This window comes from Bradyrhizobium sp. SZCCHNR1098 (genome assembly GCF_032489375.1).
In the GTDB taxonomy this organism is placed as follows: Bacteria; Pseudomonadota; Alphaproteobacteria; order Rhizobiales; family Xanthobacteraceae; genus Bradyrhizobium.
The window spans coordinates 119,929-142,406 of sequence record NZ_JAUEXY010000019.1 but is presented as its reverse complement, the minus strand read 5'-3'; the positions used below and the strand labels follow the sequence as shown (position 1 = coordinate 142,406).

11 protein-coding genes are annotated in these 22,478 nt (G+C 61.2%); 10 read left to right on the top strand and 1 reads right to left on the bottom strand.

The window, feature by feature from the left end:
• Positions 1–614: 614 nt before the first annotated feature.
• From QX135_RS30620 to QX135_RS30605, 4 genes are all read left to right on the top strand, one after another.
• On the top strand, positions 615–2,741 hold the full coding sequence (locus QX135_RS30620) for a type I secretion system permease/ATPase (protein WP_316182135.1): 2,127 nt from the start codon (positions 615–617) through the stop codon (positions 2,739–2,741).
• On the top strand, positions 2,728–4,182 hold the full coding sequence (locus QX135_RS30615; protein ID WP_316182133.1) for an HlyD family type I secretion periplasmic adaptor subunit: 1,455 nt from the start codon (positions 2,728–2,730) through the stop codon (positions 4,180–4,182). The genes QX135_RS30620 and QX135_RS30615 overlap by 14 nt, the downstream gene beginning before the upstream one ends.
• Positions 4,183–4,376: 194 nt before the next feature.
• Positions 4,377–4,691 (top strand): hypothetical protein, encoded by a 315-nt coding sequence (locus QX135_RS30610; protein ID WP_316182131.1) that lies wholly within the window; start codon positions 4,377–4,379, stop codon positions 4,689–4,691.
• Positions 4,692–4,707: 16 nt separating this feature from the next.
• Positions 4,708–16,203, top strand: a complete 11,496-nt coding sequence (locus QX135_RS30605) for a calcium-binding protein (protein ID WP_316182129.1) — start codon at positions 4,708–4,710, stop codon at positions 16,201–16,203.
• Positions 16,204–16,917: 714 nt separating this feature from the next.
• Here QX135_RS30605 and QX135_RS30600 read toward each other — a convergent pair.
• A complete protein-coding gene (locus QX135_RS30600) occupies positions 16,918–18,153 on the bottom strand; it encodes an ABC transporter substrate-binding protein (RefSeq protein ID WP_316182127.1) in 1,236 nt (411 codons plus the stop codon).
• A 425-nt stretch (positions 18,154–18,578) separates the two neighbouring features.
• Between QX135_RS30600 and secE the strand changes: the two genes are divergently transcribed.
• From secE to QX135_RS30570, 6 genes are all read left to right on the top strand, one after another.
• Positions 18,579–18,770, top strand: a complete 192-nt coding sequence (gene secE, locus QX135_RS30595; RefSeq protein ID WP_006611822.1) for a preprotein translocase subunit SecE — start codon at positions 18,579–18,581, stop codon at positions 18,768–18,770.
• Entirely contained in the window at positions 18,770–19,327 is a 558-nt protein-coding gene (gene nusG / locus QX135_RS30590; protein ID WP_284423110.1) for a transcription termination/antitermination protein NusG, read from the top strand. Before secE ends, nusG begins: the two co-directional genes overlap by 1 nt.
• Positions 19,328–19,640: 313 nt before the next feature.
• Positions 19,641–20,069 (top strand): 50S ribosomal protein L11, encoded by a 429-nt coding sequence (gene rplK / locus QX135_RS30585; protein ID WP_012045056.1) that lies wholly within the window; start codon positions 19,641–19,643, stop codon positions 20,067–20,069.
• A 6-nt stretch (positions 20,070–20,075) separates the two neighbouring features.
• Positions 20,076–20,768, top strand: a complete 693-nt coding sequence (rplA, locus tag QX135_RS30580) for a 50S ribosomal protein L1 (protein ID WP_315737585.1) — start codon at positions 20,076–20,078, stop codon at positions 20,766–20,768.
• Positions 20,769–20,847: 79 nt separating this feature from the next.
• Positions 20,848–21,798, top strand: a complete 951-nt coding sequence (locus QX135_RS30575) for a 2-hydroxyacid dehydrogenase (RefSeq protein ID WP_316182124.1) — start codon at positions 20,848–20,850, stop codon at positions 21,796–21,798.
• Positions 21,799–22,011: 213 nt separating this feature from the next.
• On the top strand, positions 22,012–22,476 hold the full coding sequence (locus tag QX135_RS30570; RefSeq protein ID WP_315754188.1) for a (2Fe-2S)-binding protein: 465 nt from the start codon (positions 22,012–22,014) through the stop codon (positions 22,474–22,476).
• Positions 22,477–22,478 lie beyond the last annotated feature (2 nt).

Below are 22,478 nucleotides of genomic sequence, written 5' to 3'. Positions count from 1 at the left end.
CGTCAGCCCGGTTGAGTTCGAGCGCAAGGTGGGATTAGCTTGACCGGGTGTCCATCAAACCGGCAGCAGCTCAAACCTCGATCTCAGAGCTGAGTCTCGCGGCCGGCGAGCTTGCGGTAATCGTGATTGCGTTCGCGCTCCTATTTTCCGGAAGAGCCTGAGGAGCGCTTGGGTTTAAGTGGGCCTCGCGCTTGGGGTTGAATGCTCAGGTTCAGCCAAGTTCGGAGTTGCGACTTATTAGCTGAAGCTCTGTGCAGTTGGCGAACGATTCGCAAGCGGCACCATAAACACTTATGGCGCCGAAAATGCCCTTGTTCTTTAGGTCCAAACTGCATGTTGGGAACAGAACGGAGGAAAGGCGCGAGCAGATCAAGTGGACCTGATGTGTCACAGGCCGCGGGGTGATCTGCAGAGGGTTCATCTCTCCTTGTTGCTATGGTCGGCTCGCTCTCCGCTCTCTGCAAGTTTTTGTCGTGGTCGCCGCAGGAACCACAATTGACGCGCGAGCTCGAGGCCGTCTACCGAAAAAAATCCGCGCGAGATCCGTATCCGAACTTGTCGAATTGTTGCCGGTGGTACAATATGCACCCACGACTTGGGGTAGTGCGGGGCAAATGGACGTCGGGCAGAGGGACACGGGGCTAGACTGCCTGGCATTGCTGTTGCGGTTTCATCAGGTCGCCATTGATCCGGCGCAGATTGCACATCAGCTTGCGGGAGAGCCGGTCGGCGTGACCGAGATGCTTCGCTGCGCCAAGCAACTGAAGCTGAAAGCGCGCGCAGTCCGACAGACGTGGGACGGGCTTGGCAAGCTGCCGTTGCCGGCCATTGCGGCGCGATTGGATGGTTCGTTCGTGATCCTGGGGCAGGTCACGGCTGATGCGGTGTTGATTCAGGATCCGCTCGTGAACCGGCCGCAGAGCGTCAAGCGCGCCGAGTTCGAAGCCAACTGGACCGGCACGGTGGTGCTGATGGCTCGACGCGCCTCGCTGAGTGACCTCGCGAATCGCTTCGACATCACCTGGTTTGTGCAGGCTACGCACAAATATCGCCGGCTGCTCGGCGAGGTGCTGCTGGCCTCGTTCTTCCTGCAGCTCTTCGGCCTCGTCACGCCGTTGTTCTTCCAGGTCGTCACCGACAAGGTGCTGACCCATCGCGGCTACACCACGTTGGACGTGCTGGTGTTCGGCCTCGTGACCGTCACCATCTTCGAGACGGTGCTGGGCGGTCTTCGAACATACGTGTTCTCCCACACCACCAACCGCATCGACGTCGAGCTCGGCGCACGGCTGTTCCGCCATCTGATCGCGCTGCCGATCGCCTATTTCGAGGCGCGGCGGGCCGGCGACTCGGTGGCGCGGGTGCGCGAGCTCGAGAACATCAGGAACTTCATCACCAGCTCGGCGCTGACGCTGGTCATCGACCTCGCCTTCACCTTCGTCTTCTTGGGCGTGATGTTCTATTACTCGCCATTCCTCTCCTGGATCGTGGTCGGCTCGTTCCCGTTTTACATCGCGCTGTCGGCAGGCGTGACGCCGATCTTCCGCAAGCGGTTAGATGTCAAGTTCGACCGCGGCGCCGAGAACCAGGCCTTCCTGGTCGAGAGCGTGACCGCGATCCAGACCTTGAAGGCGATGGCGATCGAGCCGCAGATGCAGCGGCGCTGGGAGGAGCAGCTCGCAGGCTATGTCGGCGCCAGCTTCGACGTGCTGTCGCTCGGCAACTGGGCGAGCCAGTCGGTGCAGTTCATCAGCAAGATCGTCACCGCGTTGACGCTTTATTTCGGAGCGCATCTGGTGATCGAAGGCAGCCTCAGCGTCGGCGAGCTCATCGCCTTCAACATGCTGGCGGGCCGGGTGGCGCAGCCGGTGCTGCGGCTGGCGCAGCTGTGGCAGGATTTCCACCAGGCACGGCTGTCGGTGGCGCGGCTCGGCGACATCCTCAACACCACGCCGGAGCCGGCCTTCAATCCCGGCCGTGCGGCGCTGCCGCCGGTGCGCGGCGAGGTCGTGTTCGACCATGTCCATTTCCGCTATCGCGTCGATGGTCCGCTGGCGCTGCATGATGTCAGCCTGAAGGTGCCGGTAGGCCAAGTGGTCGGCATCGTCGGTCCCTCCGGCTCCGGCAAGTCGACGCTGACCAAGCTGATCCAGCGGCTCTATGTCCCCGAGAGCGGCCGAATCCTGATCGACGGCGTCGATCTGACGGTCGCAGACGTCACCTGGCTGCGGCGGCAGATCGGCGCGGTGTTGCAGGAGAACGTGCTGTTCAACCGCTCGATCCGCGACAACATCGCGCTCGCCGATCCCGGCATGGCGATGGAGCGGGTGATCCAGGCGGCCGAACTCGCCGGCGCCCATGACTTCATTCTCGGCCTGCCCGACGGCTATGACACGGTCGTCGGCGAGCGCGGCGCGAGTCTCTCCGGCGGGCAGCGCCAGCGCATCGCGATTGCGCGTGCGCTGGTCACCAACCCGCGCATTCTGATCTTCGACGAGGCGACCTCGGCGCTCGACTATGAGAGCGAGAACATCATCCAGCGCAACATGCGCAAGATCTGCGCCGGGCGCACCGTCTTCATCATCGCGCACCGGCTGTCGGCGGTGCGCAATGCCGACCGCATCATCACCATCGAAAGCGGCCGCCTGGTCGAGGACGGCACCCATGACGAGCTGATCAAGCGCGCCGGGCGCTACGCCACCCTGCACCAGATCCAGGCGGGGCTTCATGTCGTCGGCTGAGACGCACCCGCAGGACAATGCCCCGATCTCGCTGGATGCACGGCGCAAACGCCGAAACGACGCGCGCGAGTTCCTCCCCGCAGCGCTGGAGATTGTCGAGACGCCGGCGTCGCCCGCGGGCCGCGCCGTGGCCGGCACCATCATCCTGTTTTTTGCGATCGCGATCGGCTGGTCGATCGTGGGCCACGTCGACATCATCGCCTCGGCGCAAGGCAAGATCGTGCCGACCGGCCGCACCAAGACGATCCAGCCGCTGGAGGCGGGCGTGGTCGCGGCGATCCATGTCCAGGACGGTGACAAGGTCCGTGCCGGCGATGTGCTGGTCGAGCTCGATCGTACCGTCACCGAGGCCGAGCGCCGCCGCGTCGCGCAGGGCCTGATGCAGGCCAGGCTCGATGCCGCCCGGCTGAACGTGCTCCGCGACAGCTTTGCCGATTTGGCCGTGCTGCGGTCGCTCAACGTGCCCGAGGGCGCATCGCCGACCGATGTCGCGCGCACCCGCGCCGCGCTGCAGGCCCAGGCCGCCGAGCAGCTCTCGAAACTTGCGTCAAACCTGCAGCAGATCGCGCAGAAGCGCGCCGAGGCGCAGTCGGTGGAGGCTGCGATCGGCAAGATCGACGCCACCTTGCCGTTCCTGCAGGAGACCGCCGAGATCCGCCGCAATGCCAAGGAGATCCAGTACGGCAACCAGATCGCCTATATCGACGCGCAGTCGCGGCTGATCGACCAGCAGAACGAGCGCATCGTGCAGACCCGTCGCCTGGTCGAGATCGAGGCGGCGCGGCTCGCGCTGGAGCAGCAACTGGCACAAGCACGCTCGGGGTTCGAGCGCCAGGTGCTGTCCGATCTCGCGGACGCCGAGAAGAAGGCCGAGGAGCTGACGCAGGATCTCGTCAAGGCCGAGCGCAAGATCGCCGAGCAGGTGCTGCGCGCCCCGATCGACGGCACCGTGCAGCAGCTCGCGCTGCACACCGTCGGCGGCGTCGTCACACCGGCGCAGCAACTGATGCTAATTGTTCCGGCCGACAGCCAGCTCGAGGCCGAAGCCATGATTTCCAACCGCGACATCGGCTTCGTCAATCCCGGCCAGCCCGCCGAGATCAAGATCGACACCTTCAACTTCACCCGCTACGGCCTGGTTCATGGCAAGGTGCTGAGCGTCTCCCAGGACTCGATCGCCCGCGAGAAGCCGGCCGACAAACAGAACGGCGGCAAGGCCGCGGGCGCACTGGCCGAGACCAGCGAGCCGGCGGGACAGGAGTTCATCTACTCGGCGCGGGTGTCACTGGACGAGAAGCAGATGCAGGTCGAGGACAAGATGGTTGCGCTGGCGCCCGGCATGGCCGTGACCGTGGAGATCAAGACGGGGACACGGCGGATCATCGAATACGTGATGTCGCCGTTGCTGCGATATAAGCATGAAAGTCTGAGGGAAAGGTAATCTTCAAACATGAATGCTCGTGGTGGCAGCCGTGTCTCGGTGTGATCATTGAATCTAGTTGCGATGTGGTTGCGCACTTGGGTAGTCATTGATGCTGTTGAGAACAAAGAGAGAAGCCGGCGGGAATAGGTATACTTTATCCGCGTCGGAACTCTCGCATATCGCCGAGCTGAAACTTTCAAAGGCTAGCTGTCATGGGCAAATTCTTCACCGACGATCAGATACAGGAAGCGATCGGAGCTTTGGAAAGCTACTCGCCTGGCATCTTCAAAAGAATGACGAAGATGGCTTCGATAACCGCCCCTTTGAACGAAGAGCAGGAAAGAGAAATGACGGCAATTACGCGCGTGCTTGGCGTGGTCTTGCCTGAGGTGTCGTTCGTTGTAAAAGCGGAAGACAAAGGAGGAGCGCTGACGCGCCTTACGATCGACTTGGGTAATGCAGTTCAAGCGGCTGCGGAATTCGTTAAGGGTAGCCCTGATCGGGCGTCTATATCTAAAAACGATTGATCCTAGGGGCACCATAATGTCAGGTCAGGTTGCATTCGTCGACGCTAGTTGGCTCTCTACTCTTTCCCTCCTAGGTAATCAGATCGGAGGTGGAATCCTGGCGGAGCAGGCCGCGCGATATCAGTTGCACATCACGCGGGAAGTCCTGTTTGAACTCTCTAGTACAAATCTTGCTTCATCGATACGCAATTGGCTCAATGATCCGAACAACTTCGTTGTTGACGAGAACCCCGTAACTTCTCAGCTGAAGGGGGATGGGGCGGTAACTAAAAACGCTGGAGATCTCTCAATCTATGAGGCCGGAAAAAACTATCCCGGTGCAAAAGTCTTCATGGATGACGGTTTCGCCGCCGATGTGTTGAGCGGAGCAAAGAATCTTCTCGGTTTTATTGAGAACAAACAAGCGTCATCCTACCAAAGCATAAAAGACACCTTCGGAGACATTTTCCAAAAAACGGCGATTTCCGAACGAATCACCAGCTTTGGTTCACTCGTAAATTTCGGAGGCGCAATTGATCCCCAGTCATTTTGGGAAGCCGTTAGGATTACGTCTAACAGAGTCAAGTATTTTTCAGACGAGGTCACTGTACGGCTCCAGTCGTTGCTTGGACGATTTCTCGGCGATGACACCGGATCACTAACGCTGCCCGATATCAACGGAGCGCAGGCCGTCCGTGCCTTTGGTCAGATCCTCGGCGCGGCAGGGCTTGCCGCCGCCGCCTACGATATCGTGACAAGTACGCAACAGGCGCTCGCGCAATACCGGAATAACGACAGAGAAGGGGCCCTGGCAACCGAATCTGGAATGCTTGGTCGGGTTCTTGGCGGATTTTATGGTGCTGAGCTTGGCATGGGCGCCGGGCTGTTTCTTGCCACCCTTCTGTTTCCACCGGGCGCACTTGCCGAGTTGACCATATTGGTCGCGGCTCTCATCGGTGCATATTTCGGAGTGCACGCTGGAGAGCTGTACCTAGAAGCTAATCAATTGATCGGAAGGGATATCGGTGTTGCGCTTGGCAATCTGATCTCTCCGCTGCTCAAGCTTCTCGGAGATCCGCTGATCCTTGACCTGAATGGCGATGGTGTTCGTACCACCAGCCTCGCGGGATCCACGGTCCATTTCGACTATAATGTCGACGGTTTTGCGGAGCGTACGGGCTGGGTTTCTCCTGATGATGGCATTCTCGCGATCGATGCCAATGGGAATGGTCGGATCGATAGCGCGGTCGAGCTATTCGGTTCGGCTACCCAAGATGGTTTCGCGGTGCTTGAGACGTTCGATGCGAATGGGGACGGAGTGATCGACGCTGCCGACCCGGTCTTCGCTAAGCTGCGTGTCTGGCGCGATCTAAATCAGAACGGTGTGTCGGACGACGGAGAACTGCAGACTCTGGCTCAGGCCGGAATCAAATCGATATCGCTCGTCCGTCAGCCCGGTTCGGGAACTGACGCGGGGAATACGATTGGATATGAGGCGGTATTCACGCGAAACGATGGTACAATGGGAATCGCCCAGACTATCTATTTTCAGACCGATAATAGGGATACGCGCGCCGACACCACGCCAGATTTTACGATCGCGGACGGCGTTGATCTGCTTCCCCTGTTGCCTGGCTCGGGTACAATTTATTCTATCGCGTACAAGGCCACCACAGAGTCAGAGTTTCGCGGTGCCTGGACCTCGCTGACTGATCAAGCGTCATCAATGACACCTGCCGAGCTGCGTGCGGCGCTCAGCAATCTTCTGCTTCAATGGGCGGGGGTGAGTGGCGTAGATCCTCAAAGTCGAGGGCAGTTCGTCGATGCCCGTCATCTTGCGTTTGTCGAAGCGTTTTTTGGCCAGCCCTACCGTGAAGTGCGGGCTGGTAATGAGTTGCGTACCTATCCAGGGTCCGCCTCTGCCGGAGCGAGCATCGAAGCGAGTTTTGAGAGTATTATCGCCGTACTCGAAGTTGCGTTCCTTGCCCAGCAGGCGAGAAGCGTGGTCGCACGCGGTGGAGACATCGGTGCTGCCGTCAGCAGTCCCTACTTTTTCTATTCCATGCTGGAGCTTGCGCAGCCGAAACCAGGCGATCCTCAACCCAATACGCCCGGTAATATCGGGATGGTCGTCGACCTGATCGCAATGGCGGTGCCGGAGCACGCCGGAGCTGCCGTTGCTTACCTTGAGCGGGCTCTGTTGGGCTTGGACGGTATGGTAAGCGTCGCGTTTAGTGGAGATCGGTCGGGCTATGCGAACGCGGTCCTTCCACATTTAGCTGGTGTCTCCGATCCGGTTATGCACGAGATCACTGCTCATATCGTTGATGGGAGTGCCCTTGTTGGCACACTCGCGGCGGAGGGCATTAGCGGTACATCCAACCAGGATGTCTTCATTGGCGGTGGCGGTGGTGACCTGCTCAGCGGCGGGGATGGCAGCGACATCTATGTCTACAGCAAGCAGGATGGCGATCTGTGGATAAAGGACTACGGGGCTGCGACGGATACCGACCGGTTGGTGCTAACCGACATCAACGCGGGGGACGTTACGTTCGACCGGATCGGCGACGATCTGCTGATGCGGATTACCAGCACTGGCAAGACAGTTTCGGTGGAGAGCTTCTTTGGCGGGAACGGCGTCGACGTCATCCGTTTCGCTGATGGTACTGAGTGGGGGCGTACGCAGATCGAGCATGCCAGCGTCTACCGCGGCGACGGGCACAACAACGCAATTTACGACTCCTCTTCCGATGACGTGATACACGGCGGCAAAGGCGACGATTTCATCCGCATCAGCGCCGGTAATGATACAATCTTCTACGCCAAGGGCGACGGCTATGACGTGGTGGAAGACTGGTCGGGGGTAAAGTCGGAGAACGACAAGCTGGTCCTGACCGACCTCAACGCCTCCGATATCCAGCTGTCGCGAGTCGGTGGCCATTTGATCCTCACCGTCAAGGCGACCGGTGAATATATCGATTTCGACAACTTCTTTCCGGTCAATACCGGCGACTGGGCGACCACCGGCCGTAACATCGATACGATCCAGTTTGCGGACGGGACGACCTGGAACCGGGCGCAGATCCAGCAGAACGCTTGGTATCGCGGCACGGATCGCGCCGACATCATCGGCGGCTCGGAGCTCGACGACACCATCGTCGGCGGCAAGGGCGACGACATCTTGGAGGGGGGCGCCGGAAACGACACGTTCATCTGGAAGATGGGGGATGGCAACGACCAGATATCGGACGCCTCGCCGCGCACCGATGTCGATACGCTGTGGCTGACGGACGTCTCGCCGGGCGACGTGTCCTACTCCTATCAGGGCAACACGCTGCTCATCACCATCAAGCCGACCGGCGAGATCATCAGGGTCGTGGATTTCTTTTCCGGCGTGACAAGCCTATTGACTGGAGAGGGCGCCAACAACGTCGGCATCGACCAGATCAGGTTCCAGGACGGCTCGGTCGCCAGCCGCCAGCAGATCACTTATCAGTCTGGCGCCGACTATATGGGCCGGAACCCAGTGGTCTGGACCAACGTCGTCCAAGGCGTGATCACCTGGCAGGTGTTCGTCGACGAGTTCGGGCACTCCGGCAATATCGTCGGCCACTTCGTCGACGGCATTAACGATATCTGGAATTCGTCGATCTATGGCGGCTATGGCGGCATTCTGGGGATCCCCGATGCGCTGCAGCCCAATCCGTTCCACGGCGGCGGCAACAACGTTCTGAACGGCAACAATGGTGTCGACATTCTCGCCGCTGGCGCCGGCGACGACTACATTACTGGGCTACTCGGCGACGACATTCTCTACGGCGATTATCCCGACCCGAATGCGCCCGGCGGCAACGACATCATCGATGGCGGCGGTGGCAACGACGCGATCTATGGCGGCGCCGGCATGGACTTTATTTATGGCGGTGAAGGCAACGACTATCTCTCCGGCGGGGACGGCAAGGACTTCATGTTCGGGTCCACCGGCAATGACACGTTCGTCGGCGGCAAGGGAGACGACGTTCTCGTCGCCAATGATTCGTTTACGTCGGGCAGCGACACGTTCATCTACGCGCGCGGTGACGGCAACGACACGATCTACGAGTCCGGCTCAAGCGATGCGTTGCAGGAAACCGATGTTCTCGTGCTGAGCGATTTGGCATCGAGCGACGTAGAGATGTCTCGCCTGGGTGACGATCTGCTCGTGCGGATCAGGAGCACCGGCGAGATCATCACCGTCCTTGGCCAGTTCGGACACCGAGAAGGCTCGACCTTCTCAGACAATGGTTCGGGTGTCGAGACCATCCGGTTTGTCGATGGTGAGTGGAATCGCGTGCAGATCCAGCGAGCCGCCTGGTATCGCGGCACGGACGGTCGCGACATCATCGACGGCACCAACACGCTCAGCCAGCTCGATTCCACTTTCGACGGCGGCAAGGGCAACGACATCATCTATGGCGGGCGCGGCAGCGACACGTTCGTCTACGCGCGCGGTGACGGCAACGACACCGTCATCGACGGGGCCTCCAACAGCTTTGCTCCCACGGCCATCGATACGCTCAAATTCACGGACCTGACCGCCGGCGATGTCGTGTTGAGCCGTTCGGGCGACGACCTGCTGATCAAGGTGTTGGCGACCGGCGAAGTCATCACGGTGATCTCTCAGTTCAATGCCAGCCTGGCGGGCTCCGATTCTGCGCTGGAGCGCATCGTCTTTGCCGACGGTACGCAACTGAACCGGCTGCAGATGCAGCAGCAGGCCTGGTACCGCGGAACGGATGGCAATGATGTAATCAATCTCAGCGGATTGAACGACACCGTCGAGGGTGGCAAGGGCGACGACATCATCTATTCCGGCTTTCAGGGCGGCAGCGGCAACGACACCTTTGTGTATTCGCTAGGTGACGGCAACGACGTCATCCGCGAGCAGAGCTGGCCGAACTTTGCTCCGACCGAGATCGATACGCTCAAGTTCCGCGACATTGACAGCTCCGGCATCTCGCTGCGGCGGTCGGGACTGGATCTCCTGATCAAGATCCTCTCGACAAATGAGACGATCACCGTTCTGGCGCAGTTCAATGATTCGGCTGCCGCTCCCGGCAACGGGCTCGAATACATCCAGTTCGCCAATGGCGATCAGTGGGGGCGCGAGACCATCCGCAGCATCGCCGAAAGCTCGTCACCCTTCATCGTGGGTGGCAACGGCAACGATCATCTCGTCGGCTCCGGCACCGATCAGAACCTGTACGGCGAAGCGGGCGACGACATGATCGACGGTCAGGGCGGCACCGACCTGCTCTATGGTGGTGTCGGCAATGATACGCTGGTGCTGAGCGTCAGCAATGCCGGCGACCACGTCACGGCCGATGGTGGCGTCGGCACGGACACGCTGGATCTGTCCGGGTTCGGTGCGGCGGTGTGGGTCGACCTGGTCACCAATGGGGCCGAGGTCAGGACCACGGACCAGGCGAGCCTCTCGACTGGCGCGTGGCGCGACATGGCCGATGTCGCCAATGTCGAGAACATCACGGGCACGGTCTACGCTGATCAGCTTGCCGGTGATGCCGGCAACAACGTGATCCTGGGTGGGGCCGGCGACGACGTGATCGATGGCCGGTCCGGTGACGACAGGCTGTCCGGTGGCGACGGCCACGATGTGCTCACCGGCGGCATGGGGGCAGACCTGCTTGACGGTGGCGAGGGCGCCGATGTCCTGAATGGCGGCCTCGGCGTGGACGTTCTGATCGGCGGCGCGGGCAATGATGTACTCACCGGCGGCACCGAGGCCGACATCTTCGTGTTCGGAACGAACAGCGGCTCCGACACGATCACGGACTTCGCCGCTGGGAACGGCAGTGCCCATGATGTCGTCCGCTTCGACCGGTCGGTGTTTGCAAACTATGCTGCGGTCATCGCGGCGGCTCAGCAAGTCGGCTCCGACGTCGTCATTCCGCTCGGTGGCGGCAATAGCGTGACGCTGCAGAACGTCAATCTGACCGACCTGACTGCCGACAATTTCGAGTTCCGGCGATTGGACAACCAGGCGCCCACCGGGATCGCGGTGACCGGAGGTGTAGTTAACGAGGGTGCCGCGGCCGGCACGGTCGTCGCCACGCTCAGCGCCATCGACCCGAATGATGATGGAACCCATACGTTCGTGCTGTCGGATGCCTCCGGGCTGTTCGAGCTCGTCGGCAACGAGATCCGGGTCAAGAGCGGCGCCATCATCGATTTCGAGCAGGTGTCCCAATATCAGGTATCGGTCAGCACGACCGATAATGATGGGCTGTCAGCGACGTCAGCCCTGGTCATCACGGTGGCGGATCAGACCGAGACCGCAACGGGAACGGCCGGCAATGACGTCGTCACGGGTGGTGCCGGCGCCGATATCCTGACCGGAGGCCTCGGGGACGACCGGCTGGTCGGATCTTCTGGATCAGACGAATATCGCTATCAGCTGGGAGACGGGAACGACCGCATCGTCGATACTGGAGGTGTTGCCGATACGGATAAGCTTGTCCTCGGAGCAGGGATCAATCCCGCTAGCATCGTCGTCGGGCATTCTTCGCTGACGACCAGTGACCTGGTGCTCCTGCTGCCCGATGGAAACACCATCGTGCTCGAGAACCAGCTTTCCGGCACGCCAGGAGCCGGCATCGAGCAGGTGGTGTTTGCCGATGGCACGATCTGGGACCGGACCACTCTCCTTCAGAGGCTCACCCCGGATCTGGTCATTGCCAGTCAGGGAGCAACGACCCTGTACGGTGGCGGAGGCCGTGATGTGCTGGAGGCAGGCTCGGGTGACCGCACTCTTATTGGTCTTGGCGGCGGCGATGTCTACCGGATCCGGGCCAGTGCAGGCAATGATACGATCATCGAAGGAAGCGAGGCTGGAACTGACCGGATCGAGTTCGTGGGAATGGCGAAGAGCGATCTGCTGTTCTCGCGTGAGGGGCAGGATCTCGTGATCCGCAATCTCAGCGCGGGCCGTGCGATCACCATCACCGGTCAATTCGCCAGCACGCCGGCGGGCGTGGAGGAGATCGCATTTTCCGACGGGCAGGTGTGGGACAGGGGGCAGATCACCCTCTACGCGCCGATCCGCACGGTCTCGGCCAACGGCACGGTCACTGGCACGGCCGGCGACGATGTCCTACAGCCGGGTCAAGGCAATCAGGTCATCCAGGGCGGCGCTGGAAACGACACTGTGATCTACGCGCAGGGCGATGGCAGCGATACCATCAACGACGGCGTCAACGCAGCCGGGCAGACCGACACCTTGCGTTTCGTCGATCTCAATGTGGCGGATCTCACCTTTGCCCTGCAGGGCGCCGACCTCACGATCAAGGTCCTGAGCACCGGTGACGTGATCACGGTCAAGCAACAGTTCGTCTCCGCTACGGATTACTCGGGGATCGAACAGATCATGTTCGCCGACGGCACGGTGTGGGACAGGCAGGCCATTACCGAGTCGACCTGGGTCAAGGGGACCAGCGGAAACGACACGCTGGTTGGAACAACAGGCAACGATCACCTGGAAGGATTAGCTGGTGACGACACGCTAAGCGGCGGCAACGGCAATGATTTCCTGAGCGGTGGGGCCGGCAACGATAGCCTTAACGGCGGTAGCGGAGACGATACGCTGACCGGCGATCAAGGTGATGACGTCCTCGATGGCAGCTACGGTTCCGACACGTTCCTCTATAACGCCGGTGACGGTAGCGATACGGTTCGGGACGGCGAGTCCTATGACACAACGGTGGACAAGCTGGTTCTTGGTGCCGGCCTAATTCCATCGACCGCGGTCATCAGCCGCAACGGTAACGACATCAAGCTGACGTTCAGCGTGGGCGGGTCGGTAAACCTGATCAACGAGGACGTAGGGAACGCGAGCGGGATCGAGCAGATCGTATTTGGAGACGGTACCGTCTGGAGCAAGCAGGACCTCGAGAATGCGTTCCTGGCGCAGCAGATGGCGGCGGGAGCAACCGTGATCACGGGGTTCAACCAGAACAACGACGTCATCGTCGGAACGGCTGGCGCAGATACGTTGTCGGGTCTTGGTGGTAACGATACGCTGACAGGCGGCCGGGGCGACGATAGTCTGGATGGTAGTTATGGCTCCGACACCTTCATCTACAACGCCGGCGACGGTAGCGACACTGTCAGGGACGGAGAGTCCTATGACACGACGGTCGACAAGGTGGTTCTCGGAGCGGGCCTGACCCCATCAACTGCAGTCATCAGCCGCAACGGCAATGACATCAAACTGTCGTTCAGCATTGGCGGTTCCGTCAATCTGGTCAATGAGGATGTCGGAAACGGAAGCGGGATCGAGCAGATCGTCTTCGGTGACGGGACCGTCTGGAGCAAGCAGGATCTCGAGAATGCATTCCTGGCGCAGCAGATGGCGGCGGGAGCGACCTCGATCACCGGTTTCAACCAGAATAGCGACGTTATCGTGGGAACGAGCGGCGCAGACACGCTGTCGGGTCTTGGCGGCAACGACACGCTGACTGGCGGTCGCGGTGACGACCAGCTGGACGGCGGCAACGGCGCTGATACCTTCGTCTACAACTCGGGCGACGGGAAAGACGTCATCACCGAGGGAATGAACTACGACGGAGCAACCGACAAGCTGGTGCTCGCCGGCATCAATGCGTCGCGCATTTCGGTTCAACGGGACGGAGCAGATGCGGCAGTAATCGTGGCGGAAAGTTCCGCTGGTGCCGGCGATGGCGGCTCCATCCTGCTCAGGAATGAATTCAACAATTCCAACAGCCAGGGAGTGGAGCAGATCCTGCTCGCGGATGGAACGGTTTGGGCCGTCTCCAATCTGCAGGCGCTGGCGACATTCGCCGATCTGAACGGTGATGGCATCGTGTCCGGGACTTCCGGCGCAGATCAATTTGTTCTTCAGAATGGCAAGACGATCCAGGGCGGAGACGGCAGCGACACCTATCGATACAGATTGGCGAGTGGCAGCAGCCTTGTTCGGGAGAACGGTTCAAACGCCGATACTGACGTACTGATCTTCGACGATTTGCGCGCGTCTGACTTGATTTTCTCTCGACCGGCGACGGGCGGAAACGATGTTGTCGTAACGGTCATTGGGACCGGTGACAAAATCACCATCGTCAATCAATTGTCGGGAGCCTCCTCAGGTATTGAACGCATTCAATTCGCAGATGGGGCGACCTGGAACGCTGCTGCCATTGCGGAGGCTGCCAGCGGCGCGACCCTTGAGGCGCAAGGCTCAACCCGCGTCGTACAATACAGCGCCAACTATCGCCTGAATCCCGCGTCCGGTGGCCTGGGACCTGTACTTTACCTCAACGGCGCACCCCTCACCGCGGGGCAGCTCGCACCTTGGACAATTCTCGGCGCGGAAGCCGTGTCCAACGGCTACTATGTCGCCTGGAAGAACGCGAATGCGGGACTGATCGCTATTTGGAGTACAGACAGCAGCGGAAGCTATTTGAGCACGGTGGTCAGCGCCGCGCCGAACACCATTTCGCTCGAGGCTTATGAACCGATATTCAAACAGGACCTGAATGGAGATGGCACCATTGGTATCGCTGGTGCTGTTCTGGAAGGAACCGGAGCGACCCGGGTCGTGCAGGTCGGCGCCAACTATGCTCTCGTCTCTACCTCAACAGGCTCTGGGCCAGAGCTGTATTTCAACGGAGCGCCACTGACGGTCGACCAACTCGCGCCATGGACGATGCTGGGCGCGGAAGCAGTCTCTAACGGATACTACGTGGCATGGAAGAATACGAGCGCAGGGCTGATCAATATCTGGAACGTCGATAGTAATGGAAATTACGTGAGCGGTGCTGCTGTAGCCGCACCGAACAGCGCTTCGATCGAAGCTTATGAGCCAATCTTCAAGCAGGATCTGAATGGGGATGGTACGATCGGCATCGTTGGAACCGTTGTGGAAGCGAATGGCGCCACTGTCCTGATGCAAGTTGGAGCGGGCTACGCTTTGCTTCCGGCAAACGGGGGGAGCGGGCCTGAGTTGTATTTCAATGGTGGACCGCTAACAGTCGGACAGCTTTCCCCTTGGACGATCCTCGGCGCGGAAGCCGTTTCCAGCGGGTACGTAGTAGCGTGGAAAAATGTGAGCGCGGGCCTCGTCAGTATCTGGAATGTCGACAGTAATGGAAATTTCGTAAGTGGCATAACCAGCGAGCCGCCAAGCAGCGGGTCAATCGCCGCGTACGAACCGATATTCCATCAGGACCTCAACGAAGATGGCGTGATCGGCGTTGGCAGCGTCGTGGAAAGCAGCGGCGCCACCAGTGTTCTACAAGTCGGTGTCAATTATTGGCTTGTGCCGGGTGCGGGGGGCTCGGGACCAGAGCTTTATTTCAATGGTGCACCATTGACGGTTAGCCAGCTGGCCCCGTGGACCATCCTCGGTGCGGAAGCCGTTTCCAACGGGTACGTGGTTGCGTGGAAGAATGCGAGCGCAAATCTCATCAACGTCTGGAATGTTGATGCCAGCGGAAATTATGTGAATGGCGCGGCGGTAGCTGCCCCGAACAGCGCTTCGATCGAAGCCTATGAGCCAATCTTCAAGCAGGATCTCAATGGAGATGGAACGGTCGGATTTGTTGGTACGCTGGTTGAATCATTCGGGGCGACCAGAGTTGTCAAAGTCGATACGAACTACGCTCTGGTTTCGTCGACTGAAGGCTCGGGGTCCGTTCTTTACTTCAATGGAGCACCCGTCACTGCTGAACAAATGGCGCCTTGGACATTGCTTGGTGCCGAAGGAGTGCAGAGTGGCTACAACGTGGCTTGGAAGAACGCGAGTGCCGGATTGGTCGCGATCTGGAATGTCGATGGCAGCGGCAATTACGTGAGTACTCTCGCCTCGGCAGCCCCGAGTTCATCGGTGATTCAATCGTACGAGGCTCTGTTCCAGCAGGATCTGACTGGTGATGGTTTGGTTGGGCCTCCGGTGGGTGGCGCAGCGACAACAACCAATGCTCAGCAGCCTGCAGGGACAGCGCAGTTGTCCGTCACGACGTCAGCGCAAGTTGTTGCGGGGACTGCGGGCACAGATATCCTGGTAGGCACCACCGCCGACGAAATTTTCGAAGGTGGAGCAGGGGATGACACGTATATCGGTGGCGGAGGTAATGACCTCTACCGTTTTGCCTCAGGTGCTGGAGTGCTCTCGATCCTCAACGGAACGTCGGGCAATACGTCGAGTGGGCAGCTAGAATTTAGCGCTGACGTTGCACACAGCGATCTTTGGTTTGCTCGATCGGGCAACGATCTAGAAGTCGACTTGCTAGGAACCAGTCGAAAGGCCGTAGTGAAGGATTGGTTCGGAGCTGATTCAGGTCGGCTAACGGAAATCACGGCCGGAGGTCTTACGATCGACAATCAGATAGCGCAGCTCGTTCAGGCGATGGCGAGTTATTCGAGCAGCCACACCGGATTCGACCCGACGAATGGCAGTCAAACCGCTCCTAACGATCCGGGGTTGCAAGCTGCGATTGCAGCCGCTTGGCATGCCTAATGGCACGGCCAATGCGAAGCCAGCAAGCGCGTCCGAGTTCTCGGGCGCGCTTGTGCCTGAATGGACGGCTACTAGGTTATCCGGCATTGGCTGAAACCCGCTGCTGCGCGAGCTAGTATCCGAGTTTGCTCGTCAAGATTCCCCGCGCGGCGTCGGAGATTGGCACTGCGTGCCGATCGTCCAAAGCATCGTAGCTTACGGCCGGGAAGCTATTGGCAGGCGGTGCAGGCGATAGGGAGCATGCTGTCGAGCCAAGCTGGCTCTGAACCCCGCCAGCGCCGGCAACCAGGACGTCCTTGATGCCCCGCGTTGCAGGCGACGGCAGTTGCGGCTTGGCACGCCTGACACCGGGGGGCAAAGAGCGGGGTGATAGAGGTCGCCGAAGGGATATGCGATCGCGAGAGCGCGCCCATGAGGCGCTCTTCTCGTAGGTCCCTAGGCCAGAACAGATCGTCTTCCGGATCATCAGGACGCCCAGGCAGCTGATCGGATTTCTGGGTGCATAGAAGCCTTGTTTCGGTGCACAAAACCGGTGTACATTCGCTCGCCGGTCGGATCAGAAACGCCTGTGAATTCAAGCTTTTCACGCCCTTGCAGCAGAGTTCGAGCCTCTCCACTCCTGCCAGCGAGATCAAGCACTTAAGCCAAAAATCGACGAGACAGGTTAGGCCGGGGCCCGCAACGCGCGAGCCCCGAATGCATTTCAGCAACCCCTTATTGCTTCACATAAGGACAGTTGCCGTCCTTCATCGGCCGGAACACCTGGTCGCCGGGCACCTCGGCCAGCACCTTGTAATAGTCCCACGGGCCCTTCGACTCCTCGGGCTTCTTCACCTCGAACAGGAACATCGAGTGCACCATGCGGCCGTCCTCGCGGACGACGCCGTTGTCGGTGAAGGCGTCGCGCACCGGGGTCTCGCGCATCTTGGCGAGCACCGGTTTGGTGTCGCGGGTGCCGGCGGCCTTGACCGCGTTGAGATAGTGCAAAGTGGCGCTGTAGGTCGCCGCCTGGTTCATGGTCGGCATCCGCTTCATGCGCTCGAAGAACTTCTTGCCGAACGCCCGGGTGCGGTCGTTGAGATCCCAGTAATACGCCTCGGTGATGATCAGGCCCTGGGCGAGCTTCAGGCCGAGGCTGTGGATGTCGGAGATGAACATCACGATGCCGGCGAGGTTCTGGCCGCCGGCGACGATGCCGAACTCGGCGGCCTGCTTGATGGTGTTGATGGTGTCGCCACCGCCATTGGCCATGCCGATGATCTTGGCCTTGGAGGCCTGCGCCTGAAGCAGGAAGGACGAGAAATCCTGGTTGTTGAGGGGATGGCGGGCGCTGCCGACCACCGTGCCGCCGGCCGCGCGCACGACGTCGCCGGTGTCGCGCTCGATCGAATGGCCGAACAGATAGTCGGCGGTGATGAAGAACCAGGTGTTGCCGCCGTTCTTGACGATGGCGCTGCCGACCGTGTGCGCGTTGCCGTAGGTGTCGTAGGTCCAGTGCACGGTGTAGGGCGAGCAGGACTTGCCGGTGATGTCGGAGCTCGCGGCATCCGTCACGATCATCAGCTTCTCGAACTGCTTCGACATCTCCATGCCGGCGAGCGCGGTCGCCGACGTCGGCATGTCGATGACCATGTCGACGGCCTCGTTCTCGTACCATTTGCGCGCGATCGCGGCGGCGATGTCGGCCTTGTTCTGCGGATCGGCGCTGATCACCTCGATCGGCTTGCCGAACATGCTGCCGCCGAACTCCTCGACCCCGAGCTTGGTGGCCTCGAGATTGCCCTGGCCGCCGATGTCCGAATAGACCGACGAGAAGTCGCTGAGCACGCCGATCTTGAGCGGGGCCTGGGCACAGGCAGGGACGGCGGTGAGGGCGAGAGCGGCAAGACCGAGAGCAGCAAGGCTGACGGCGGCAAAGCGCGTCCGTCCCTTGCGCGGGGCAAAGGTCATGGGTTTCCTCCGGATTGTTCTTGTGCGGACGAGAATGAGCGGGTGGCGCAGGCCCGGCAAGAGCAGGAGCCGCTCCGCCACGGGCATTTCGTCGCGGCAACTGCTCAACCTGCCGTGGTGCGGAAATGGCCTGCCGTTGCACGAAAATCCGCGTTGTGGCGGACCAGGCGGGGGCCTGACGCGGGAATGGCCGCCGACGCCCGGCATGCCCATATCTTGACCTTTGGCCGGCCGGACAGTAGATATCTTGGCAACCTGCAGCCGGCCCGCGATAAAAGCGGATATCCGGCGCGGCTTTTCACTCCCCGAACAAGCGAGCCCGTGGATTCGGCTCATCTCTCCGACAAGAGGGTGGGCCAAGGACGGCTGTTCGGTTTTCCCAGTCAACTCTTCAATCGTCCGATGACGGACGCGGACCCCTGACGATGGCTACCAGCCCGTTCAAATTCCTGCAGGAAGTGCGCTCGGAGACCGCCAAGGTCTCGTGGCCGAGCCGTCGCGAGGTCACCATCACCACGATCATGGTGTTCGTGATGGTGGCGCTGGCCTCGGTGTTCTTCTTCGCCGCCGATCAGATCATCCGTTATCTCATCACCCTCGTGCTGGGCATTCACTGATGGCAACCGCAACGCAAAGCTCCGACAAGCGCTGGTACATCGTCCACGCCTATTCGAACTTCGAGAAGAAGGTCGCGGAGTCGATCCGCGAGCAGGCCAAGCAGCGCAATCTCGAGGACCTGTTCGAGCAGGTGCTGGTGCCGATCGAGAAGGTCACCGAGGTGCGCCGCGGCCGCAAGATCGACGCCGAGCGCAAGTTCTTCCCCGGCTACGTGCTGGTGAAGATGAAGCTGACCGACGAGGCGTTCCACCTGATCAAGAATACGCCCAAGGTGACCGGCTTCCTCGGCGCCGAGAACAAGCCGATGCCGATCTCCGAAGGCGAGGCGATGCGCATCCTGAACCAGATGCAGGAAGGCGTGGAGCGGCCGAAATCCTCGGTGTCGTTCGAGATCGGCGAGAACGTCCGCGTCGCCGACGGCCCGTTCGCCTCGTTCTCCGGCGTGGTCGAGGAAATCGACGAGGCCCGCTCGCGGGTCAAGGTCGCGGTGTCGATCTTCGGCCGCGCCACCCCGGTCGAGCTCGAGTTCAACCAGGTCGAGAAGATCGTCGGCTGAGCCTCATGGGGTCGTAGTCCGGATGAGCGCAGCGACATCCGGGTTCACACCGATGCCGGCGATGCCCCCCGGGGGGACGCTGCGCTCGCCCGGGCTACGAAAGGGCTCAGCCCTTTCCTTTTCGTTCGATCTCGTGTATCGGGCGCCCTTCGCTCCCCAACCGGGGGGCGATTTCGTTCGTGGGAGGCGTGACCGGCTTTGCCAGCCGGATCAAGCGCGCCGGACCACGGTCCCAAACCTCGCCTGAGGGTTTTGTCGCCCGAAGGCGTTGCGTTCGCATCAGGCAGAATCGCGAACGCATTGGAGAGTCATAATGGCAAAGAAAGTAACCGGTTACCTGAAGCTTCAGGTCCCGGCCGGCGCGGCCAACCCGTCGCCGCCGATCGGCCCCGCGCTGGGTCAGCGCGGTCTCAACATCATGGAGTTCTGCAAGGCGTTCAACGCGCAGACCCAGAAGGAAGAGAAGAACACCCCGATCCCGGTGGTCATCACCATTTATGCGGACCGGTCCTTCACCTTCGAGATGAAGACCCCGCCGATGTCCTACTTCCTCAAGCAGGCTGCCAAGATCCAGTCCGGCTCGAAGGCGCCGGGCCGCGACAAGGCCGGCAAGGTGACCAAGGCGCAGGTGCGCGAGATCGCCGAGAAGAAGATGAAGGACCTGAATTGCGACTCGATCGAGTCGGCCATGAAGATGGTCGAGGGCTCTGCCCGCTCGATGGGTCTGGAAGTTGCGGGGTAAGGCGCCATGGCACTCGGAAAGCGTTTGAAGAAGGCCCGCGAGGGCATCGATCGCACCAAGCTCTACCCGCTTGCTGACGCGATCAAGATGATCAAGGAGCGGGCCGTCTCGAAGTTCGACGAGACCATCGAGGTCTCGATCAACCTCGGCGTCGATCCGCGCCATGCCGACCAGATGGTCCGCGGCGTCGTCATGCTGCCGAACGGCACCGGCCGTACGCTCCGCGTCGGCGTGTTCGCCCGCGGCGCCAAGGCCGACGAAGCCAAGGCCGCCGGTGCCGACGTCGTCGGCGCGGAGGACCTGGTCGAGAAGGTGCAGAACGGCAACATCGACTTCGACCGCTGTATCGCCACCCCCGACATGATGCCGCTGGTCGGCCGTCTCGGTAAGGTGCTCGGTCCGCGCGGCATGATGCCGAACCCGAAGATCGGCACCGTGACCATGGACGTCGCCGGTGCCGTCAAGGGCGCCAAGGGCGGTTCGGTCGAGTTCCGCGTCGAGAAGGCCGGCATCATCCAGGCCGGCGTCGGCAAGGCCTCGTTCGCCGAGGACAAGCTGGTCGAGAACATCAAGGCGCTGGCGGATGCGGTCGTGAAGGCCAAGCCGGCGGGCGCCAAGGGCACCTACGTCCAGCGCGTCGCCGTCTCCTCGACGATGGGTCCGGGCGTCAAGGTCGAGCCGGGCACCGTGCTCGCCTGAGCGGCCAAGCATAGGTTAGATTGGGGAGGGCGGGATCGTTCATCGGTCCCGCCCTTCGCATTTTGGAGTACCGGCCGACATGCCCGACAAGGTTCTGATCTATTCCCGCCTGCCGAAATCCTTGACCCAGCGCTTTGCCGGTCGGTTCGATCTGCTCGACAGCGGCGGCAAGCCGGCGCACGAGGTGTTTCCGGCGGACGAGGTCGCGCGGATCCGGGCGCTGATCACGGCCGGCGGCACGCCGCTGGGGGCTGCCGACATGGACAGGCTGCCGGCGCTCGGGGCCATCGTCTGCTATGGCACCGGTTACGACGGCGTCGACCTGAAGGCGGCCGCGGCCCGTAACATCGCCGTCGGCCACAGCCCGGGCGCCAATGCCGCGGCGGTCGCAGACGTCGCTGTGATGTTGATGCTGGCGACCACGCGGCGGCTGACGGTGGCAGACGCCTATGTCCGCGACGGGGGCTGGGCGTCCGCAAAACCATCGCCGCTGATGAAGCCGCCGCCCGGTCTCGCCGGTTGCAAGGTCGGCGTCTTCGGCATGGGCGAGATCGGTCGCAAGATCGCGAGCCGCGTAGCCGCCTTCGAGACTGAGGTCGGCTATTTCAACCGCACCCGCTATGACGATCTGCCGTATCAATATTTCCCGAGCCTCGATGCGCTCGCCGAATGGTGCACCGTGCTGATGATCGCCGTCCGTGCCAGCGCCGAGACCACCCACGTCGTCAACGCCGACCTCCTCAAGAAGCTCGGCACCGACGGCCACATCGTCAACATCTCGCGCGGCTCGGTCATCGACGAGCGGGCGCTGGTGGCGGCGCTCAAGGAGGGTACCGTTGCCGGTGCCGGTCTCGACGTGTTCGAGACGGAGCCGCATGCGCCGGATGAGCTGACCTCCCTGCCCAACGTGGTGGTGACGCCGCATATCGGCGGCAACACCAGGGAGTCGCACGTCGCGATGCAGGCCTGCGTGGTGGCGAATCTCACAGCGTTCTTCGGCGGCGAGATGATGCCTTATCAAGTCAAGTAGCTCGTAACCCGGGCGAGCGGAACGACCCGGGACGGACCATCCCCCATGTCGCTTTCGCCTTTGCGGGCTGTGGCTGACGCTGATGCGGGCTACGTCCAAAACGTTCCGCCCCGCGCAGAAATATTTTGACGCACTGCACATCTCTGTGAATTGCGAACCATTCTCGAATGCTTCTAACTCTTGCTGTTAGGACGACAGATAGAGCGAGGGGCCATGGCGGCGTTCACTTTGAAGATCAATGGGCGGGAGCATCAGGTTGATGTCGACCCCGGCACTCCGTTGCTCTGGGCCATTCGCGACAATGTTGGGCTGACCGGCACCAAATATGGCTGCGGCGTTGCGCAATGCGGGGCCTGCACAGTCTATCTCGACGGTCAGACGGTGCGCTCCTGCTCGTTGCCGGTGTCGGCAGTCGGGAAGAGCGAGGTGACGACGATCGAGGGGCTCTCCAGCAAAGAAGCGGTTGCCGTCCAGAAGGCATGGGCCGCGCATGATGTGCCACAATGTGGCTATTGCCAGTCAGGCCAGGTGATGAGCGCCGCCGCGCTGCTCAGCCTGACCCCGAAGCCCACCGACCAGGACATCGATCTCGCAATGAACGGCAACATCTGCCGCTGCGCCAGCTATGTCCGCATCCGCGCCGCAATTCATTCGGCCGCCAAGACTCTGGAGGGCTGATC

What these genes read in the sequence shown, in the direction of transcription:
- QX135_RS30615 (WP_316182133.1), top strand. Translation starts at nt 2,728, where the DNA reads ATGTCGTCGGCTGAGACGCACCCGCAGGACAATGCCCCGATCTCGCTG.
- secE (WP_006611822.1), top strand. Translation starts at nt 18,579, where the DNA reads ATGGCTACCAGCCCGTTCAAATTCCTGCAGGAAGTGCGCTCGGAGACC.
- QX135_RS30610 (WP_316182131.1), top strand. Translation starts at nt 4,377, where the DNA reads ATGGGCAAATTCTTCACCGACGATCAGATACAGGAAGCGATCGGAGCT.
- QX135_RS30600 (WP_316182127.1), bottom strand. Translation starts at nt 18,153, where the DNA reads ATGACCTTTGCCCCGCGCAAGGGACGGACGCGCTTTGCCGCCGTCAGC.
- QX135_RS30570 (WP_315754188.1), top strand. Translation starts at nt 22,012, where the DNA reads ATGGCGGCGTTCACTTTGAAGATCAATGGGCGGGAGCATCAGGTTGAT.
- rplK (WP_012045056.1), top strand. Translation starts at nt 19,641, where the DNA reads ATGGCAAAGAAAGTAACCGGTTACCTGAAGCTTCAGGTCCCGGCCGGC.
- nusG (WP_284423110.1), top strand. Translation starts at nt 18,770, where the DNA reads ATGGCAACCGCAACGCAAAGCTCCGACAAGCGCTGGTACATCGTCCAC.
- rplA (WP_315737585.1), top strand. Translation starts at nt 20,076, where the DNA reads ATGGCACTCGGAAAGCGTTTGAAGAAGGCCCGCGAGGGCATCGATCGC.
- QX135_RS30605 (WP_316182129.1), top strand. Translation starts at nt 4,708, where the DNA reads ATGTCAGGTCAGGTTGCATTCGTCGACGCTAGTTGGCTCTCTACTCTT.
- QX135_RS30575 (WP_316182124.1), top strand. Translation starts at nt 20,848, where the DNA reads ATGCCCGACAAGGTTCTGATCTATTCCCGCCTGCCGAAATCCTTGACC.
- QX135_RS30620 (WP_316182135.1), top strand. Translation starts at nt 615, where the DNA reads ATGGACGTCGGGCAGAGGGACACGGGGCTAGACTGCCTGGCATTGCTG.